At 65.8% G+C, this 18641-nt stretch carries 18 protein-coding genes, 1 tRNA gene and 1 riboswitch; of the genes, 3 read left to right on the forward strand and 16 right to left on the reverse strand.

All coding sequences use genetic code 11. The features are described 5' to 3' along the window. Positions 1 to 958: 958 nt before the first annotated feature. The gene (locus V9K97_RS01830; protein WP_337315942.1) at positions 959 to 1318 is read right to left on the reverse strand and encodes a hypothetical protein; all 360 of its coding nucleotides are present in this window, start codon (positions 1316 to 1318) and stop codon (positions 959 to 961) included. Positions 1319 to 1446: 128 nt separating this feature from the next. Here V9K97_RS01830 and V9K97_RS01835 point away from each other — a divergent pair, with 128 nt between their 5' ends. Continuing rightward, entirely contained in the window at positions 1447 to 1737 is a 291-nt protein-coding gene (locus tag V9K97_RS01835; RefSeq protein WP_258505997.1) for a hypothetical protein, read from the forward strand. A gap of 75 nt (positions 1738 to 1812) precedes the next feature. Here the strand turns inward: V9K97_RS01835 and V9K97_RS01840 are convergent. The 6 genes from V9K97_RS01840 to V9K97_RS01865 all read right to left on the reverse strand — a co-directional run bounded on the left by V9K97_RS01840 (position 1813) and on the right by V9K97_RS01865 (position 7234). Continuing rightward, positions 1813 to 1888: transfer RNA gene (locus V9K97_RS01840), tRNA-Asn, on the reverse strand. A gap of 89 nt (positions 1889 to 1977) precedes the next feature. Next, complete coding sequence (locus tag V9K97_RS01845; RefSeq protein ID WP_337315943.1) at positions 1978 to 4140, reverse strand: TonB-dependent siderophore receptor; 2163 nt, start codon at positions 4138 to 4140, stop codon at positions 1978 to 1980. Positions 4141 to 4151: 11 nt separating this feature from the next. After that, positions 4152 to 5084 carry a thiamine phosphate synthase gene (gene thiE, locus V9K97_RS01850; protein WP_337315944.1) on the reverse strand — a complete coding sequence of 311 codons (933 nt, stop codon included), beginning with the start codon at positions 5082 to 5084 and terminating at the stop codon, positions 4152 to 4154. Beyond that, on the reverse strand, positions 5081 to 5908 hold the full coding sequence (locus V9K97_RS01855) for a thiazole synthase (RefSeq protein WP_337315945.1): 828 nt from the start codon (positions 5906 to 5908) through the stop codon (positions 5081 to 5083). The genes thiE and V9K97_RS01855 overlap by 4 nt, the downstream gene beginning before the upstream one ends. 34 nt (positions 5909 to 5942) lie before the next feature. Further along, positions 5943 to 6146, reverse strand: a complete 204-nt coding sequence (gene thiS / locus V9K97_RS01860; RefSeq protein WP_337315946.1) for a sulfur carrier protein ThiS — start codon at positions 6144 to 6146, stop codon at positions 5943 to 5945. Further along, the gene (locus tag V9K97_RS01865; protein WP_337315947.1) at positions 6143 to 7234 is read right to left on the reverse strand and encodes an FAD-dependent oxidoreductase; all 1092 of its coding nucleotides are present in this window, start codon (positions 7232 to 7234) and stop codon (positions 6143 to 6145) included. Before V9K97_RS01865 ends, thiS begins: the two co-directional genes overlap by 4 nt. A gap of 140 nt (positions 7235 to 7374) precedes the next feature. On the opposite strand from V9K97_RS01865, the gene thiD reads away from it, so the two are divergent. Continuing rightward, a complete protein-coding gene (gene thiD, locus V9K97_RS01870; protein WP_337315948.1) occupies positions 7375 to 8235 on the forward strand; it encodes a bifunctional hydroxymethylpyrimidine kinase/phosphomethylpyrimidine kinase in 861 nt (286 codons plus the stop codon). On the opposite strand, the gene V9K97_RS01875 is transcribed toward thiD, so the two are convergent. Both V9K97_RS01875 and V9K97_RS01880 read right to left on the reverse strand, forming a co-directional pair. Beyond that, a complete protein-coding gene (locus V9K97_RS01875; protein ID WP_337315949.1) occupies positions 8189 to 9541 on the reverse strand; it encodes a purine-cytosine permease family protein in 1353 nt (450 codons plus the stop codon). The two genes, thiD and V9K97_RS01875, sit on opposite strands and share 47 nt — an antisense overlap. A 76-nt stretch (positions 9542 to 9617) precedes the next feature. Beyond that, positions 9618 to 9725: riboswitch (TPP riboswitch) on the reverse strand. A gap of 26 nt (positions 9726 to 9751) precedes the next feature. Beyond that, entirely contained in the window at positions 9752 to 10486 is a 735-nt protein-coding gene (locus tag V9K97_RS01880) for a TetR/AcrR family transcriptional regulator (RefSeq protein WP_337315950.1), read from the reverse strand. A gap of 111 nt (positions 10487 to 10597) precedes the next feature. Between V9K97_RS01880 and V9K97_RS01885 the strand changes: the two genes are divergently transcribed. After that, positions 10598 to 11902 (forward strand): aspartate aminotransferase family protein, encoded by a 1305-nt coding sequence (locus V9K97_RS01885; protein WP_337315951.1) that lies wholly within the window; start codon positions 10598 to 10600, stop codon positions 11900 to 11902. Here V9K97_RS01885 and V9K97_RS01890 read toward each other — a convergent pair. From V9K97_RS01890 to V9K97_RS01920, 7 genes are read right to left on the reverse strand one after another with little or no spacing between them, the layout of a single operon-like run. Then, positions 11889 to 12929: an NAD(P)/FAD-dependent oxidoreductase gene (locus V9K97_RS01890; protein WP_337315952.1), complete on the reverse strand. Its 1041-nt coding sequence runs from the start codon at positions 12927 to 12929 to the stop codon at positions 11889 to 11891. The two genes, V9K97_RS01885 and V9K97_RS01890, sit on opposite strands and share 14 nt — an antisense overlap. Then, entirely contained in the window at positions 12926 to 13255 is a 330-nt protein-coding gene (gene fdxA / locus V9K97_RS01895; RefSeq protein ID WP_055806301.1) for a ferredoxin FdxA, read from the reverse strand. Before fdxA ends, V9K97_RS01890 begins: the two co-directional genes overlap by 4 nt. A gap of 42 nt (positions 13256 to 13297) precedes the next feature. Continuing rightward, positions 13298 to 14635 (reverse strand): sulfate adenylyltransferase subunit 1, encoded by a 1338-nt coding sequence (locus V9K97_RS01900; RefSeq protein ID WP_337295872.1) that lies wholly within the window; start codon positions 14633 to 14635, stop codon positions 13298 to 13300. Next, positions 14635 to 15588, reverse strand: coding sequence for a sulfate adenylyltransferase subunit CysD (gene cysD, locus V9K97_RS01905; RefSeq protein ID WP_337315953.1), 954 nt, complete (start codon positions 15586 to 15588; stop codon positions 14635 to 14637). Before cysD ends, V9K97_RS01900 begins: the two co-directional genes overlap by 1 nt. A 30-nt stretch (positions 15589 to 15618) precedes the next feature. Beyond that, the gene (locus tag V9K97_RS01910; RefSeq protein ID WP_281150693.1) at positions 15619 to 16251 is read right to left on the reverse strand and encodes a phosphoadenosine phosphosulfate reductase domain-containing protein; all 633 of its coding nucleotides are present in this window, start codon (positions 16249 to 16251) and stop codon (positions 15619 to 15621) included. 21 nt (positions 16252 to 16272) lie between these two features. Continuing rightward, on the reverse strand, positions 16273 to 16668 hold the full coding sequence (locus V9K97_RS01915; RefSeq protein ID WP_126746440.1) for a DUF934 domain-containing protein: 396 nt from the start codon (positions 16666 to 16668) through the stop codon (positions 16273 to 16275). Further along, the gene (locus tag V9K97_RS01920; RefSeq protein ID WP_337315954.1) at positions 16665 to 18443 is read right to left on the reverse strand and encodes a nitrite/sulfite reductase; all 1779 of its coding nucleotides are present in this window, start codon (positions 18441 to 18443) and stop codon (positions 16665 to 16667) included. The genes V9K97_RS01915 and V9K97_RS01920 overlap by 4 nt, the downstream gene beginning before the upstream one ends. Positions 18444 to 18641: the final 198 nt, after the last annotated feature.

An 18641-nucleotide genomic window follows, 5' to 3' on the forward strand; every position in this document is an offset into this window, starting at 1 on the left:
CCATGCGGGTAGATGAGATACCGAGCGGCTAATTGCCATTCACGAGCTTGTCTCCGAGGAGGCGAGACGCCGCCTGGCCCTCGAGGGGGAGGGCCAGCATCGGCGGCAACCCGGGTCTGATAATTAAAAGGAGATGGATGCATTGCAAATGCGTGATCGATACTGCTGCCCTGACCTTTGTTTGGGGTTTATTACTATAGCGAGCGGTATCTTTTAAAACATGCTACGGATGAGTTGCGTATGCACGTCGAAGACAAGCTTGCTCTTCGCATCGCTTCGAATTCGCATCGAGGTTGCGAACTTATGATTTCAAATGAATGTCGTCGGCTCAATAAGGCCATAAAGGATCGCAATTGAAACCGATCCGATGGGCCGCGCATATCCGGCCGGGTTGATAGCCGCGTGCAATGTCGGAGTGGCGCAGGCACCCGGCGATCGCTGGGTCGCGTCCAAGAAGCAGCTTCTTCGAATGAGTCAAAAACTGTACAAACATACAGTATGATTGCCGGGCTGGTCTCCGGCCCCCAAGTCGGCCAATTCCGACAAGCCGGCCGGCGCTCCAAACCTACTTTGCCGTTGCCCCGATCCTTGGTTCTTCCTCTCGGGGCCCTTGACGTGGCGACATCGTCAGGGCTTCCGCCCAGCCTTCGGGCTGGGCTTTTTTTTGCCCGGGGACTTCCAGCGGGGTCGCGCCTTGGTCACGAGCGTTGCGCCGAACTCTTGTGCATTCGAATCGAAGGTTGGCAGCCTGCTCGCGCAGACAAACGGACTCCGCGATCAGCTGGTTTGCAACTGCGTTGAGCGCCGCAATCCTTAGCGCCAGATCCAAGCTGCTTTCAGTGCACATGCCCCTGATACGAGTCCGATGCGCTTTTGGATTGGACTCGGGCGCTGGGCTGCCTTTTGCAGCTTGATGAAGAGGGCGCACGGCGAGTTGCTCGCGCAAGTGCCTGGCTGCCTACGGCCGGATCACGATCTGAGGCTGTATGACGACGGTGGGCGGCTCCACCGGCTGGGGCGCCGCATAGTAGGGGCCGTCATATTGCCGAGGGCGCGCGGCGCGCTCCTTGCACTTTCGCTCCTCTTTGTATTCGCCGCCTTTTTCCCACTTGCGCTCGACCTTGCAGCGGCCGTCCCAATATTCCTCCTTGTGTTCGCGCTTTCCGTGGCGACCCTTGCCGTAGCCATGGCCGCTTTCGTCTTTGTGCGGGTCTGCCAAGGCGGGAGCCACCAGGCCGCCGGCCAGGAGGGCGGCAAGGGCCAAAGGGCGTAGCAGGCATTTCATGACCAACTCCAAAAAAATGTGAATTCTTCCCATCCTACCCGCTCCAGGACTGCCGTCCGACAGGCCGGGCAGGGCATCGCGATACCTTCGAGTTCTCTCTCAAGGAGCGATGCGGCAAGTGTCAGCGTCGAAGAAAAAAACGCATCCAACGAGGTTCAGCCATGCCGTTGTTCTACTTGCTAAGCCTGCAGACCGCCTTGCTGCCCAAGGTGGTGACGAGACCCGAAGATGTTCAGTACGTGAGCGTGTTGAAAGCAACCGGGCTTGTCGAAGCGGACATCGCGCCGGCGTCCGACGCGTGGGGCAAGTACCACATTGCCCGGACAGCGACCGTGACGCGCATCACCGAAGACGGGCTCGCGGAAATCAACAAGATGCTGCATGAACCCCGTCGAATGGCGAGGACGCTGCAGATTGCCAGGAACAAGATGCGGCGTTCATCGTTGGCTTGAACGCACCGCCTAAAAAGTAAATGCCCCGCTACCTTTAAAGTAGCGGGGCATTCAGAGGCCTTTACGGCTTTTTAGTGGCTCCTCGACCTGGGCTCGAACCAGGGACCTACGGATTAACAGTCCGGCGCTCTACCAACTGAGCTATCGAGGAACAAGCCTCAGATTATAGCGTGATTTTTTGGGCCTTTCGAACCCGCGAATACGTCCGCGATAAATTTTTGAAAATTTTTTGAGCGGCGCTCACAGCGACACGCTCAGGCCAAGTCGCAGCGTGCGCGGTGCTCCCGGAAACAGGTACACATGGCCGAACTGGTAGGGCGATTCTTTCCAGTAGCGGCGGTCGAAAAGGTTGTCGACGGCAAGGCTCCAGCTGGTCTGAACGCCGCGCAGTTTGGTGTCGTAGCGCAGTACCGCATCGACGCGGGTCCATGAGGGCAGGGTGATCGAACCATCGGGCAAAACGTTGCGCCGGCCTTCATGCGAAAGCTGTCCCAGCAGCTCGAGGCCGGGCACCGATGCAACGCGGTACGCAGCCTGCGCGCGCAGCACCTGCTTGGGCACGTTGGTGGGCCACTGGCCGTTGACGGCGGGCTCTGCGGTGCTGTTGCGGCGCTTGGCATCCATGAGCGTGACGCTGCCGCCAAGGCGCCAGGGGCCCGTGTTCCATTGCGCGCCCGCTTCGAGCCCGCGGTGCACCGCGCTGCCGTCGTAGCGGCCATCGCACGGCGTGGTGCCAAGCCGGTTGCAGGCGTCGAGGTTCGTCATCGGGCGCTTGATGTCGAACCACGCAAGCTGCCAGTTGAAAACGTCACTGCCCCCCTTGAGCCCAACCTCCCACTGGCGGGAGGTGAGTGCGGGAAGCGCTTCGCCGGCGTTGGTGTACTGCGAGCTCTTGTTCGGCACCACCTGCGACTCCACGCCCTTGCCCCAGCTTGCGTATGCCAGCAGCCCGGGCTGGATGGCGTAGCTGGCGGCAACCCATGGCGTGGTGATGCCGTCCTTGTAGCCGGTGGGGCGCGAGCCGTCGGTGCGAATGCTGTCGCGGTCGAGCCGCGTGTGGCGCAACCCGACCCAGGTGGTGAAGCGGCTGTTCCAGCGAATGGCGTCCTGCACCGAAAGCTCGGTCGAGCGCTCGTCGCGGTTGGTGTTGGCGTCGGTCAGCGTCGGGTCCGCCGGCACGATGGCGGTGGCCCAGATGTTGCCGGTGCCGACGTAGTTGTAGGCCTGGTCCTGAAAGCGGTTGCGCACGCGGCTTGCGAGCAGGCCAAAGCCGAGCTCATGCCGCACGCTGCCGGTCATCACGTTGCCCTTGAGGTTCAGGCTGCCGGCGGTTTGCGTGCGCCGCTCGTTCTCGCTGCGAAAGTCGTAGAAGTCGAAGGTGCCGTCGGAGCAGTAGCGGTCGTAGTTGCCTTCGGCGCCGCAGCCGAAGGCGTAGGCCAGGCGGTCATCGGTCTTGAGCCGCTGCTGGCCGATTTGCGCACTCCAGCGCCAGTCGGCGTTGAGTGCCTGGCTGAAGCGCACGCTGCCGGTGAGCGCATTGAACTCCGAGGGCTGCGACCACGGCTGGTTGTTGAGGTTGATTTTCGGATCGACCGGCGCGGGCAGCGTGTTGCCCAGCAGGCTGAAGCCGTTCTGGCTCGGCTGCGTCTTGTGGCTGCGCTCGATCTCGAATTCGAGCACCGAGTCGCGCGTGATGCGCCAGTCGCCCGCCAGCGAAAACATGTTGCGGTTGCCGTCGAGGTTGTGCGTGAGCGGCTTCAGGTTTTCATTCACCACGTTGAGGCGGTAGCCGAACTCGCGGTTCGCACCGAAGCGCCCGCCAAGATCGAGCGCGCCCAGCACGCTGCCGCGGCTGGTGGTTTCGAGGCGCAGCGTGCGCAGGTCTTGCTCGGTGGGCCGCTTGACCACGTAGTTGACCAGCCCGCCCGGCGCACTGGTGCCGGCCTGGATGCCGCTGGTGCCGCGCAAGATTTCAACGCGCTCCTTGTTGTCGAGCGGAATCGATGTCTCGGCGCTGATCGGCAGGCCCTCGCGCCGGTAGTTGAAGCGGTTGTCCAGCACAAAGCCGCGCACGGTCAGGTAGTCCCAGTAGCCGGCGGAGTTGTAGGCATCGGTCACGGAAGAATCGAACTGCGTGAGGTCCGCCAGCCGGCGGGCGCCGCTCGCGCGAAGCTGCGTGCTGTCGATGACGGTGGCCGAGAGCGGCAGCTCGCGCACCGGCACGTCGCCGAAGCCGCTCACGTCGGCTTGCGGCGAGGCATTGCTTTCGTTGACCGTGATGGCGGGCAGCTCTGTTGGCTGCTGGGCTTGCGCGCTGCCGGCCGCCAGAAGGAAGGCGGCGGCCGTTGCGCGCGAAACCGGCGACAGCGGCCATGCGCGAAGAAGAGATTGCTTTTTGGTCATTGTTGTTCTGTTCATGCGGCGGCTGCGCTCATGGCGGCCATCCATTGAGCGGCCGTGGCCTCCGGATTGTCTGCGGTGACAAGCGCGCGCACCACGGCGACGGAGCCGACACCGGTGGCCAGCACCTCAGGCAGGCGCACCGCATCGATGCCGCCGATGCCCACTTGCGGATAGCCGCGCAACAGGCGCGCATACGCTGCAAGCCGCGCCACGCCCTGTGGGGCCGTCGCCATTTTCTTGAGGGTGGTCGGGTACACCGCACCCATGGCGATGTAGCTCGGGCTCACCGCGTCGGCGCGCACCATCTCGGCGTAGCCGTGGGTGCTCACGCCAAGGCGCAAACCGGCATCGCGTATTTGCCGCACCTGCGCTGGTGAAAGCGCATCGAGGTCTTCCTGGCCAAGGTGCACGCCGTAGGCACCCGCTGCAATGGCCGTCTGCCAATGGTCGTTGATGAAAAGCAGCGCGCCGGTGCCGCGCACGGCGTCGACCGCAGCCTGCACTTCGCGTTCGACGATTGCCGCGTCGTCCGACTTGAAGCGCAGCTGCACGGTGGGCACGCCCGCGCGCGCCATGCGGCCGACCCATTGCGCATCAGGCAGCACGGCGTACAGGCCGAGCCGTTCGGGGCAGGGCGCAAAGGCATCGTCGCGCGCATTGGGCGGAAACGCGCGCATGCCGAAATCGGCCGGGGTCTCTGGCCATTGGCTTGCTTCGAATGCGCCGGTGCGCACTGTCTGTGCCTGCCATGCGAGCGCGAGGCATTCGGCGTCGATCTCGATGAAGCCGAGCGCCGCGCAAGCCTGCTTGGCGCCGCGGTACACGGGGTCGTCCGACGAAAAGCTGCCGGCCGAAACGGCCGCGGCCGTGATGGCGCCGAAGCGCAAGCCGTGCGCCGCGACGATGGCGTGGGCAACCGCCCGGTGGTCGTTCAATGCGGTCATGCGGTGTGATGCCAGAAGGGCGTACCGAGCACCGGCGTGCTCGGCTGTGCGGAGTCTTGCGCGGCCATGGCGCCGGAACGGTAGGCCGCGCGGCCGGCCTGCACCGCGTCTGCAAAAGCACCTGCCATCGACACCGGGTCTTGCGCGAGCGCAACCGCGGTGTTGAGCAGCACGCCGTCGTAGCCCCATTCCATCACCTGGCAGGCATGCGAGGGCAGGCCCAGGCCCGCATCGACCAGCATCGGCACGCTCAGCCGCTCGCGCAGCAACTGCAGCGCGTAGGGGTTCACCGGCCCGCGGCCGGTGCCGATGGGCGCGGCCCAGGGCATGACCGCCTGGCAGCCCACATCGACCAGGCGCTGGCACAGCACCAGGTCTTCGGTGCAGTAGGGCAGCACCTGGAAGCCGTCGCGAATCAGCTGCGATGCGGCATCGACAAGGTTCAGCGTGTCCGGCTGCAGCGTGTAGTCGTCGCCGATGAGTTCGAGCTTGATCCATGGCGTATCGAAGAGCTCGCGCGCCATCTGCGCGGTGGCAATCACTTCTTGCACGCTGTGGCAGCCGGCGGTATTGGGCAGCACCGGCACCGCGAGGCGGCGCAGCAGTTCCCAGAAACCGTTGCCGCTGTCGCTTGCGCCGGGGCTCGCGGATTGGCGCCGCAGCGAGGCCGTCAGCATCGCGGGCTTGGCGCGCTTCACGGCGGCTTCGAGCAGGTCCGGCGAGGGGTAGCGCGCGGTGCCCAGCAGCAGGCGGCTGTGAAAGGTCTGTCCGTAGAGAACCAGCGGATCGCCGTCCGGAACAGAAGAGATTGAAGAGGTGGTCATGGTGTGTGTTGTCTCCGTCGCTATGTCGCTTTGTTCACCCGCCGGTCACGGGGCGGATCACTTCGATGCGGTCTTGGGGTTGCAGTGCGCGCGCCGCATAGGCGGAGCGCGGCACGAATTCGCGGTTCACGGCCACCGCAAAAGGCGGCACGGCGTTCAGCGCGGCGAGCGCATCCACCAGCGTGGCTCTTTCTGGCAGCGCAAAAGGCTTGTCGTTGATCAGTACGTCGATCGTCATGTGTCGGAAATCTCCAGGCCAAGGCTTTGCGCGAGCACGGAGCGGCCGTGCATCAGCAGCTCCATGGCGGCGTCGAGCACGGCGGGCGCGATCATGAAACCGTGGCGGTACAGGCCGTTGATCTGCAGCACGCGCGGGTGCGATTGGCGAATGGCGGGCAGGTTGTCGGGCAACGTGGGGCGGCATTGCGTTGCAATCTCCAGGATGCGGGCCTCGGCAAAGCCGCTGTGCACCGCATAGGCAGCGCTCAGCAGCTCGAGCGTGGAGCGCACGCTGGCAGGCGACATGTCGTCCGATTCGATTTCGGTCGCGCCAATCACGAACACGCCGCCGGGCTTGGGTGCGATGTAGAGCGGATAGCGCGGATGTACCAGCCGGGTCGGCCGCTGCAGTGCCACCTCGGGCGCATGCACGCGAATGACTTCGCCGCGCACGCCGCGCAGTGCATTCCATTGAGGCTTGGCGCCGAGGCCGCGGCAATCGATCACCCAGTCGGGCTGGCCCGGTGCGCCCGGAGAAAAATCTTCCGGTGCGCGTGGCGACTGCCAATGCAGTTTCACGTCGGGGCTGGTTTGCAGCGTAGCGAGCAGTGCGGAAAGCAATGCACGGTTGTCGAGCTGGCCTTCGCCCGGAAGAAAGAGCCCTTGTGCGAAGCGCTGGCCCAGCGAAGGTTCCAGCGCGGCAATGCCCAAGCCGTCGAGCGTCTGCATCGCGGCGAGTTCGGGCACCTGGACGCCGGTGCGGGCCAGCACGCGCGCGAGCCGCGTTGCCTCGGCAGCATCTTGCCGGTGCCACAACACCAGCGTGCCTTCGCGCTGGAAGAACACCGGCTGCGCCAGCGGCGCCAGCAGTTCGGGCCAGCGGCTCAACGCGTACTGGCCCATCCGCACGACAGACACCGGGGCCACGGCCGACTCGGCCAGCGGGGCGAGCATGGCGGCCGCGACGCGCGCGGCCGCGCCTTCCGCCTCGGGACGGCCTGCTTCGAACAGCTCGACCTTGCAACCCGCCCGCGCCAGCGTGACCGCGAGCAAGCGCCCCATCAGCCCCGCGCCGAGGATGGCGACCGATTGAAACGGCAGGCTCATGGCTTTGCTCCTTCCCCCTTTGGGGGAAGGCTGGGATGGGGGCGGGCAGGGCGCCCATTGGATACGCCGCGTGCCCCCACCCCAACCCTCCCCCGGGAGGGGAGGGAGCAAGGCAAGGCGAGTCGCCGATAATTTTCAGCATGACCCAAGCTGCACACCCAAACGCGCCCCAAGCGCCCCAGCGCTACGTGCGCGTGCTCTCGATCGCCGGTTCCGACAGCGGCGGCGGTGCGGGCATCCAGGCCGACCTGAAGACCTTCGCGGCGCTCGGCTGCTACGGCATGACGGCCATTACCGCGCTCACCGCGCAGAACACGCGCGGCGTGTCCGGCATCCACGGCGTGCCGCCGGCGTTTCTCAAGGCGCAGATCCAGGCAGTGGTCGAAGACATCGGCGTCGATGCGGTCAAGCTCGGCATGCTGCATGCGCCCGAGGTGGTCGACGTGGTGGCTTGGGCCATCGATCACTACCGGCTGCCCAACGTGGTGCTCGACCCCGTCATGGTTGCGACCAGCGGCGACCGCCTGATTGCCGCCGAGACGGTGCAGGTGCTGGTGCGCGAGCTGTTTCCGCGCGCCGTGGTCGTCACGCCCAATCTCGACGAAGCTGCGCTGCTCATCGGCCATGCCATCGACGGCATCGATGCGCTCGACGACGCGGCCGAAGAACTGCTGGTGCTTGGCGCGCAGGCCGTGCTGCTCAAGGGCGGCCACTTGCCCGGCGACGAAGTGGTCGACGTGCTGCTGGGGCGCGGCGGTATGCGCAAGCGCCTGGCCTCGGCCCGCATTGCGAGCCGCAATCTGCATGGCACCGGCTGCACGCTGTCGTCCGCCATTGCCGCGCACCTGGCGCTGGGCTTGGCGTTGCCCGAGGCCGTGGAGCGCGCGCGCGCCTACGTGCTCGGCGCCATGGCCGCCGGTGCGAGCGTGCGCATCGGCGAGGGACACGGTCCGCTCAACCACGGTTTTGCGCCAGTGCCGACGCACCGCCTGCCGTTGTAGGCGTCGGCTTGGGCCGGCTGATCCACGCCAGCAGGAAGGTGGCTGCCAGCGTCGGCAGCGCGGCGCCGAACTGGGGCGCCCACTTGGCGGCAGCGTGATAGGCCGCAATGCCGGCAATCCAGATCAGCGCTGCACCAAGGTCGACGCGGCGGTTGTTGCCGACTGATGCTATGGCCCGGCCCGTGCCCAGTCGCCCCAGGATCACGCCGTAGAGCGGCACGAACACCGAGCTCAGCATCAGCAAAAATGGCTCGAGCGTGTGCATGGGCAGCACCAGCGCCAGCCCGGTGCACAGCGCCGCGATCAGCAGGCCCCAGCGGCGCACGCTCCAGCGCGGCAGCAGGCTGTGGGTGGACACTGCACCCGAGTACACGTCGCCGTATGCGTTGTCGAGCTCGTCGATCAGGATCAGGCCGAGCGCCACCAGCCCGCCCTGTGCGAGCAGCAGGGCGGTGACCAGCCCGGTGCCCGGCTCCGCCACGCTCACCACCATCACGCCGAGCGCGTAGCACCAGATGTTGGCCAGCGCGTAGCCGAGCCAGGTGCCGGTGAATGCGCTGCCGAGGCCGCCCCGTCCGTTCGCATTGCGCTTGCCGTGGCGGGCATAGTCGGCCACCAGCGGCAGCCACGACACCGGCATCGCAATCACCAGGTCGAGCGCGCTGAACATGCCCATGCCGCCGGCACCCGGCCGGGCCCAGAAGGCTTCAAGACCCTTTGCCTCGAGCCGCGTTGCGAACTGCCAGGTGAGCCATACCAGCGAAAGCACCACCAGCGGCAGGCCGAAGCGGCTGACGAAGCGCCGCACCAGCTTGACCATGGAACCCGCCAGCAGCGCCAGCAGCACCGCGCCCCAGAGCAGGGTGGTAAGGGCGCCGCCCAGCGGCCCGGTGAGCGTGAGCCCGAACGCCTGCTGGCCGATGGCCTGCGTGCCCTCGCGCATGATCACCAGCTCGAAGGTGGTCCAACCCACCAGCTGCACGATGTTGAGCAGCACCGGCAGCCGCGCGAAGGCGCTGCCGTAGGTGGCGTGCATCAGCCCGGCGCTCGCCAGGCCGGTTTCGCAGCCCAGCCGCGCAGTCCAGGCCAGAAGGCCCGCGCCGAGCAGCGAGCCCAGCACGATCGCAATGGCCGCATCGCGCGTGCCCACCGCCGGCACCAGGTAGGCGCCGATCTGCATCACCAGCAGCCCGACGCCCAGGCTGAACCAGAGCGAGGCGTGGTCGTGCCAGCCGAACACGCGCTGAGACGCGGGCAATGGCGTCAGCGCCTCGTTGGCGGAAGAAAAACTATCGTCGTGTGCCATCCAGTTGCTCCAATGCAAAAGGTTTGGCAGGTGGGCGAGGCTCCGGCGGCGGAGCCATCGCGCGAGACAACGCGACAGGCCGCCGGACCAGCTTCCCTGCGCGAGGATTACCTCAGTCAGGTTCAAAGGGACTCTCTCAGTCAGCCCCGGAACGGATTCCGGTTCGACACCCCTAGCGGTGGTGCTCCGCGCCGTGGCGCAAAGCGGAAACTATTGTACGAGCCTGCGCGCGAAAGCTTCCAAACCATCGATGACGATCTGGATATGCCGCTCGAAGCTGCTGTCCAGCGGCACGGTGCTGCCGTTGTCCCAGCGCACGATGAAGGCCTGGTTGGCCAAGAGAGGCAGGTTGCGCGTGAGCACCGGGTGATCGAGCGGGCGAATGGTGTGGACGCGCTCGCGCAGCTCCTCGGCCCAGGCCTGGGTGTTGTCCGAGGGCAGGGGGGAGAACTCCATCGTCACGAAGCCGAGCATGGCCGCAATCACGCAGTTGTAGGCCTCCAGCAGCGGTTGTCCCTCGAATCCGGCCTCGACCAGGGCCGCGAGCACGCCTTCCACCAGCTCGATGGGCAGGCTGCCGTTCGACACCAGTTGCGCGCCAAGCAACTGCGCCACGTTCGGGTGGCGGCGCACCGCGGCGCGGCAGCGGCGGAACAGTTGCGCGATCCATTCCTGCCAGGCCTCTTTGCCGGGCGGCGGCGTGACATCGGCCATCACCATGGCGGCCACTTCAGCGAGCAGCGCCTCGCGCGTGCTCACATGCCAGTGCACCGTGGCCGGATAGACGCCCAGCCGCGCCGCGATTTCCCGCATGCTGAAAGCGCCGAGGCCGAACTCGTCGATGTGCGCCAGGGCGGCTTCGGCAATGCGCCGCTTCGACAGCGCGCCGCCACCGACGGGCCGGCCGGCGGTCTTGGGTTTGGGCTCGGAGGCGGTCTTTTTCATGGAGGCTGCCATTGTGCGGCGAGGAAATTGATTGTATAAATAATATTAATTGAGCATTGATCAATTAATCGGAGGCGGAAGCCCGCCATTCCACTTTCGAAGGATCAGTCCATGACCGACGCCGCAATCGACCAAGCCCTTGCCGAGGCGCATCGACGCTTCACCGACGGCAACCCCGCGAGCCGGCGCCAGTTCGAGGAGCAGGCGCGCTACATGCCCGGCGCCAACAGCCGCTCGGTGCTTTTCTACGCGCCATTTCCGCTCACCATCGCCAAGGGCGAGGGCGCTGCGCTCTGGGATGCCGACGGCCACCGCTATGCGGACTTCATCGCCGAGTACACGGCCGGCGTCTACGGCCACTCGGCGCCCGAGATCCGCGATGCCGTCATCGAGGCGATGCAAAGCGGTATCAACCTGACGGGGCACAACCTGCTCGAAGGGCGGCTCGCAAGGACCATCTGCGAGCGCTTTCCGCAGATCGAGCAATTGCGCTTCACCAACTCGGGCACCGAGGCGAACCTGATGGCGCTCACGGCCGCGCTGCACTTCACGGGAAGGCGAAAGATCGTGGTGTTCTCGGGCGGCTATCACGGCGGCGTGCTCGGCTTCGGTGCCAAGCCTCTGCCGACGACCGTGCCCTTCGATTTCCTGGTGCTGCCCTACAACGACCCGCAGCTTGCGAGCGAGCAGATCGCCAAGCACGGGCCGGAGATCGCCGCCATCCTGGCCGAACCGATGCAGGGCGCGAGCGGCTGCATTCCGGGGCGTCTCGACTTCCTTCAGGCGCTTCGCGACGGCGCAACGGAGGTCGGCGCGCTGCTGATCTTCGACGAGGTCATGACCTCGCGCCTTGCGCCGAACGGCCTCGCCAATAAGCTGGGCATCCGGTCCGACCTCACCACACTCGGCAAGTACATCGGCGGCGGCATGTCGTTCGGGGCTTTCGGCGGGCGTGCGGACGTGATGGCGCAGTTCGATCCACGCACGGGCTCGCTCACGCATTCGGGCACCTTCAACAACAACGTGATGACCATGGCCGCCGGGTATGCCGGCCTCACGAAACTCTTCACCCCCGAGGCGGCCGGCGCGCTGGCCGAGCGCGGCGAGGCGATGCGTGCGCGGCTCAACGCGCTGTGCGCGAAGGAGGGCGTGGCCATGCAGTTCACCGGCGTGGGTTCGCTGATGAACGCGCATTTCCTCCGAGGGGAAGTGCGGCGCGTGGACGATCTGGCGGCGGTGGACGGACGAGTGCGCCAGTTGCTGTTCTTCCACCTGCTGAGCCAGGGCATCTACGCCTCGCCGCGAGGCTTCGTCGTGCTGTCGCTGCCGTTGCCGGACGCGGACATCGACCGCTTCGTCGCCGCCATCGGCAGCTTCATCGACGAATACCGGGCTTTGCTGCCTAGCTGGAAGTAGTGCCAGCCACGCCCAGCAGCTCGTGCAGCCGGGTGCTGGTGGTCGTGTACTGCAGCGGCACGGCCTTGCCGGGGAACACGATGGCAGTGGCACCCCAGGCGGCCAGCGTCGCCTCGTGAAAGCCGCAGACGATGAGCTTCTTCTTGCCCGGGTAGGTGTTGATATCGCCCACCGCGAACACGCCGCGTTCACGGGTTTCGTACTTTTCGGTGTCGACCGGCACCTGCTTGCGCTCGAGTTCCAGGCCCCAGTCGGCAATGGGGCCGAGGCGGGGCGAAATGCCAAGGCAGGCGACCAGCGCGTCGAGCGGGAGGTCGACCGTGGTCGCGTCGGGCGTGGTGATCTGCAGCTGCTTGCCGTCGAAAGCGGTGGGCTGGCCGACCTTGAACGCCAGCCTGCCTTCGGCGACCAGCGCACGCATCGAAACGACGGTGCCTTCGTCGGCCTGAAAGCCGTCGCGCCGGTGCACCAGCGTGACCTGCTTGGCGATGGCCGTGAGCGCAATGGCGGTTTCCAGCGCGACGTCGTCGCCGCCATTCACCACCACCGTCTGTCCCGCGAAGCGGTCCAGCGAATCGGGATGATAGAAAAGCGAGCTGCCTTCGAACTGCGCAATGCCTCCGATGGCAATGCGCTTGGGCACGAAGGCGCCGACACCGGCCGCGATGAACACGGTCTTGGCCAGGAAAGCCTTGCCCGCCGAGGTCGTCAGCAGCAAGCGCTCATCGGCCTGGCGGGCGAGGGTGGCTACCTGTTCGCCGAAATGAAACTGCGGCTTGAACGGCGCCACCTGCTCCAGCAGCGATTGCGCAAGGCCGCGTCCGCTGGTGACCGGCGTGCCGGGAATGTCGTAAATCGGCTTGTCGCCGTAGAGCGCCACGCACTGGCCGCCCGCGGCGGGCAGCGCATCGACGATGTGGCAGGAAATCTCAAGCAGGCCGAGCTGGAAGGCCTGGAACAGCCCGACCGGACCGGCGCCGATGATGAGGGCGTCGGTTTCGATGGGGGCTGCGCCTGCCGGGTTCAACGGACCAGTTCGCCGATCTTGTCGGTCTTGTCTTTCCACTCTTCGGCGTCGGGGAGGGCCGGCTTGCGCTTGGTGATGCTCTTCCAGCCGTCGGCCAGCGCGAGTTCGGCGTTGAGCTTGATGAAGGCGATCTGGTTGGCCGGGAGGTCTTCCTCGGCGTAGATCGCATTGACCGGGCATTCGGGAATGCAAACCGCGCAATCGATGCACTCGTCCGGGTCGATCACCAGCATGTTGGGACCTTCGCGGAAGCAATCCACGGGGCATACGTCCACGCAGTCGGTGTATTTGCAGCGGATGCAGGCTTCAGAGACGACGTGGGTCATTTGTCTTTTAGCGTCAGTGTGAGGTCGGGAAAACCCCAGATTTTAGGCCTTTGCGGCGGCAGGCTGCACGAGCACGGCCGCAGCGGTCTTGTGAGTGGCCGTATCGACCAGCACCAGGGAGCCCAATGCCCGCGATTGCGTGAAGGGCAGAACGGCCAGCGGCTGCTGCAGCGCAAGCACCACATCGCCGATGGAATTGGCCTCCAGCTGTGCCGTCGGCTCCGATTCGAGCGTCGTGATGTTCACCCGGTCGACGATGCGCGCCACCTTGGCTTTCACCCAGCGATGGCCCTGCAGCGCCCAGTAGACGCGGCCCGCAACCAGCGGCTCGTCGTCGAGCCAGGCGACCGTGGCGGTAATTTCGCGCACCGGCTCGAAGGCACCGGGTGCCAGCAGCCAGTCGCCGCGCGACACGTCCACCTCGCGGTCGAGCACGATGCCGGCGCTGTGGCCCGCATGCACCACCTTCGGCTGGCGCGTGTGGCTCAGCACCTGGGCGACCGTGGCGGTCTGGTTGCTGGGCAGCACCGTCACGCGCTGGCCGGGCTCCACATGGCCCGAGGCCACGCGGCCCCAGAACACGCGGCGGCCCTGCGAGGTGTCGGCCGAGGAAGAGAATTTTTCGACCCACTGCACCGGAAAGGCGAAGGGCACGGCCTCGTCCTGCACGGTGACCGGCAGTTCCTCGAGCAGCTCGAGCAGGCTCGGGCCTTCGTAGCCCACCCAGTCGGCATGGCGCGTGGCCACGTTCCAGCCTTTGAGGGCCGAGATCGGCACGATGGCGGCCACCTGCACGCCGGCCGCTTCGGCAAAGGCGTTCAGCGCGGTCGAAATGCGTTCGAAGGCCAGGGCGGCGTCGTCGATGGCGTCGAGCTTGTTGACCGCGAACACAATCGACTGCACGCGCAGCAGATGGGTCAGCAGCGTGTGACGGCGGGTTTGCGGCAGCAGCTCGCGCTTGACCACAGTGCCGTCTTCCACTTCGGCGGCCCACGCCAGCTTGGTGGCATCGACCAGCACCACGGCGGCATCGGCGGCCGAGGCGGCCGTGACCATGTTGCGGGTGTACTGCTCGTGGCCCGGCGCGTCGCCGATGATGAACTTGCGCTTGGCGGTCGAGAAGTAGCGATAGGCCACGTCGATGGTGATGCCCTGTTCGCGCTCGGCCGAGAGGCCATCGGTAAGCAGGGCCAGGTCGGTTTCGCCGCCGCGCTGCACGCCGGCCAGCTGGTCTTGCAGCACGGTCTTGCTGTCGACCAGCAGTCGGCCGATGAGCGTGCTCTTGCCGTCGTCCACCGAGCCGCAGGTGATGAAGCGCAGGGCGGTGCCGGTGTCGCCGTGCAGGGCGTTGCTATCGAGGGTTGCCGTCGTCGTGCTCATCAGAAATATCCGTCTTTCTTGCGCTTCTCCATCGAAGCTTCCGAAGTCATGTCGTCCATGCGCGTGGCGCCGCGCTCGCTCACATCGACCGACAGCGTCTCGAGCACCACGTCGCCCGCATCGGCGGCCAGGCTCTCGACCGGGCAGGTGGTGGTGATGTCGCCCACGGTGCGAAAGCGCACGTCGCGCACCTGCACCGTTTCGCCGTCGCGCGGGGGGGTGAGTTCGGTCACCGGCACCAAGAGGCCGCGGCGCTCGACCACTTCGCGCTTGTGCGTGTAGTAGATCGACGGCAGGCCGACGTGCTCGCGCTCGATGTATTGCCACACGTCGAGCTCGGTCCAGTTCGAAATGGGGAACACGCGGAAGTGCTCTCCCGGTGCCAGGCGCGTGTTGAACAGCGTCCAGAGTTCGGGGCGCTGGTCCTTGGGTTGCCATTGGCCGAACGAGTCGCGGTGCGAAAAGATGCGCTCCTTGGCGCGCGCTTTTTCCTCGTCGCGGCGGGCGCCGCCAATCAGCGCGTCGAAGCGGAATTCTTCAATCGCTTCGAGCAGCGTGACCGACTGGTGCGCATTGCGCGACTCGCCCGGGTGGGCCAGGCGCACGGTGCCGCGCGCCATCGAGTCTTCGACGCTGCGCACGATGAGCTCGGCGCCCAGTTCCTTGGCGCGCTGGTCGCGGTAGGCCGTCACTTCAGGAAAGTTGTGGCCCGTGTCGATCATCAGCAACGGGTAGGGAATGCGGCCGACACCAAAAGCCTTTTCGGCGCACTTCAGCAGCACAAGCGAATCCTTGCCGCCCGAAAACAGCAGGGTGGGGCGCTCGAAGGCGGCCGCGACTTCACGCAGGATGAAGATCGTTTCTTCTTCGAGCGCATCGAGGTGCGTGTTGGACAGGTGCGCAGGGGAATGCATCGAGGGCAGCAAGAGTTCGGCTTCGGTACGGGCGTTCATCGGAGGGGGCGTTAGGTGAGGCGTTGGCTCTCAGTGCGAAAGATGCAATCCGCATTCGCGGTTGTCTTCGCCTTTGGTTGGGTCCACGTAGTCGAAGTTGTTGGGCAGGCCGTTCGCTTCGCAGTATTCGTACAAATCCTTGGACGACCAGTGCAAGAGCGGCGCAACCTTGATCAGGCCGTCGGGGTTGACGCTGACCGGGTCCATCTGCGCGCGCACGGCGGTGTCGGTGGCGCGCAGCGCGGTAAACCACACCTTGGGCGCCGTTTCGCGCAGTGCACGGGCAAAGGGCTCCAGCTTCACTTCTTCGGTAAAGGCGGCATGGCGCGGATCGTCCAGCGCCGGGGTCGGGCCTTCCACCGCTTCACGGTGCGCACGCGAGCGGCGCGGCAGGTAGATATGCAGATCCAGGCCCAGCTGCTTGGTCACCTCGTCGGCAAAGCGGTAGGTGGCCTCGGTGTTGTAGCCGTTGTCCATCCAGATCACCGGAACATCGCGTTTGGCGCGCGTGACCATGTGCAGGATCACGGCCTCGAACGGGCGAAAGTTGGTGGTGACGATCGCCGGTTGGCCGAGGCCGATTGCCCAGTCCACCAACCCCTCGGCGTTGCGGCCGAGTTCGGTGTTGATGCGCGCGAAGTCGATGTCCGTGGCAATGCTCATGTCGAAGTTTCCTGTGCGGGCTCAGTTGCTGGCCGCGAAGTGCGGCGCCGGCTGCACCGCGTCGCCCTGGTAGAAGGCGGCAAAGCGGTCGAACTGGCGCTGCGCGTCGGAGGCGTCCACGCCTTCTTTGAGCACGGCGCTCGAAAAACCGGTGCGTTCCATTTGCACCAGCTGGTCGATCAGCACGTCGCCCGTGGCGCGAATGTCGCCCTTGAAGCCCAGGCGGCGGCGCAGCAGAAAGGCCTGGCTGTAGGCGCGGCCGTCGGTGAACTTCGGAAAGTTCAGGTCGATGCGCTCGATGTCTTCCAGGCACACTTCGATGGCGAGCGGGTCGGCATCGTTCGGCAGTTGCAGCACCTTCGGGTCACCGTCGTCGATGTGCTCTTCGGCGGCCAGGATGTTCAGCTTGCGGTTCATGCTGCTTCCTCCACCTTGAAGCGCGCACTGTTGGCCGCGGCCTTGAAGGGGGCGTGGCCCACGCGGCGCAGCGTGTCGATGAAGGTCTCGCCATTTTCGCGGGTGTCGCGGTAGGTGGTGAGCACGGCCTCGATCACGCCCGGCACTTCGGCCGCCGAGAACGAAGGACCGACCACCTTGCCGGCCTGCGGCGTGCCGCTGAGGGCGGAACCGTCGGAGCCGCCCAGGGTGACCTGGTACCACTCCTTGCCGTCCTTGTCGACGCCCAGAATGCCGATGTGGCCGCTGTGGTGATGGCCGCACGAGTTGATGCAGCCGCTGATGTGCAGGTCGATCTCGCCCAGGTCGTCGAGCTCGTCCAGGTCCTGGTAGCGCTCGGTAATGGCTTCGGCGATGGGAATGGAGCGCGCATTGGCCAGCGCGCAGAAGTCGCCGCCGGGGCAGGCGATCATGTCGGTGAGCAGGTGCACGTTGGCGCTGGCAAAGCCGGCTGCGCGGGCGGCAAGCCACAGTGCGTGCAGGTCTTCGGCATGCACCCAGGGCAGCACGATGTTCTGGTCGTGCGTTACGCGGGCTTCGCCGGCCGAAAAGCGGTCGGCCAGCACGGCAAGCGTGTCGAGCTGGTCGGCCGATGCATCGCCGGGCGCCTGCTTCAGGCGCTTGAACGACAAGGTGACGGCGCGCAGCGCGGGGTTCTTGTGCGGGGCCACGTTGCGGGCCAGCCAGCGGGCGAACTGCACGTCGTCCGCGGCGTGGGCGCGCAGCTCGGCGTCGGTCTTCTCGGCGCTTTGCAGCACGCGGGTGGCCAGCGTCGGTGGCACGAAGGAGGCGGCCACGCGGTCGTACTCTTCCTGCGTGATGGTGTGCGGTGCGCCGTCGTGCTCGATGATCTGCTTGTACTCGGCTTCCACATCGTCGATATAGCGCTGGCCTTCGGCCTTCACCAGGATCTTGATGCGCGCCTTGTAGATGTTGTCGCGGCGGCCATAGCGGTTGTAGACACGAATCACCGCTTCGAGGTAATTCATGATCTGCTGCCAAGGCAGGAACTCGCGCAGCACGGTGCCGATGATGGGTGTGCGGCCCATGCCGCCGCCCACCTGCACGCGAAAGCCGATTTCTCCGGCCTCGTTCTTCACCACGTGCAGGCCCACGTCATGCCAGCCGGTGGCGGCGCGGTCTTCGGTGGCGCCCGTGATGGCGATCTTGAACTTGCGCGGCAGGAAGGCGAATTCGGGGTGCAGCGTGCTCCACTGGCGCATGATTTCCGCGAACGGGCGCGGGTCGGCAATTTCGTCGACCGCGATGCCGGCACGCTCGTCGCTGGTGATGTTGCGAATGCAATTGCCGCTGGTCTGAATGCCGTGCATGTCGACCGAGGCCAGCAGGTCCATCACGTCGGCGGACTTGGAAAGCGGAATCCAGTTGTACTGAACGTTCTGGCGCGTCGAGAAGTGGGCGTAGTGCGTGGGCAGCTTGTGGCTGCCGAGCAGGCCCTGCGTCTCGATGGCCTTCTTGTAGACCTCGGCTTCGGGCTCGTCGTATTCGCGGGCGATGCGGGCCAGCACGCGCAGTTGGCGGCTCGAGAGCTCGCCGTACGGCACGGCCACGCGCAGCATGGGCGCATAGCGTTGCACGTACCAGCCGTTTTGCAGCCGCAGCGGGCGGAACTCGTCTTCGGCGAGCTTGCCCTTTTGCCAGCGCTCGAGCTGGTCTCTGTATTGGGCTGCCCGTTGGTGGACGAACTGGCGATCGAAATCTGTGTATTGGTACATCGTGAGTCTTGAAGAAGTGCGGTGCCGCACGTCCAACGGGGCGCCCCAGCAAGAAGCCGAGATTCTGAAAGCACGCCTTATGGAAGCAAACTATTTTTTGGTTCGCGCCTTATGCGGATAAGCTTATTCTCCAATGCCCATGCGGGTTGCCGGGCGGTTGAATGCTTATTCTGGATAAGGGCGCGAGTGCTCCGCAGG

It is taken from the genome of Variovorax sp. CCNWLW186 (assembly GCF_037203865.1).
In the GTDB taxonomy this organism is placed as follows: Bacteria; Pseudomonadota; Gammaproteobacteria; order Burkholderiales; family Burkholderiaceae_C; genus Variovorax.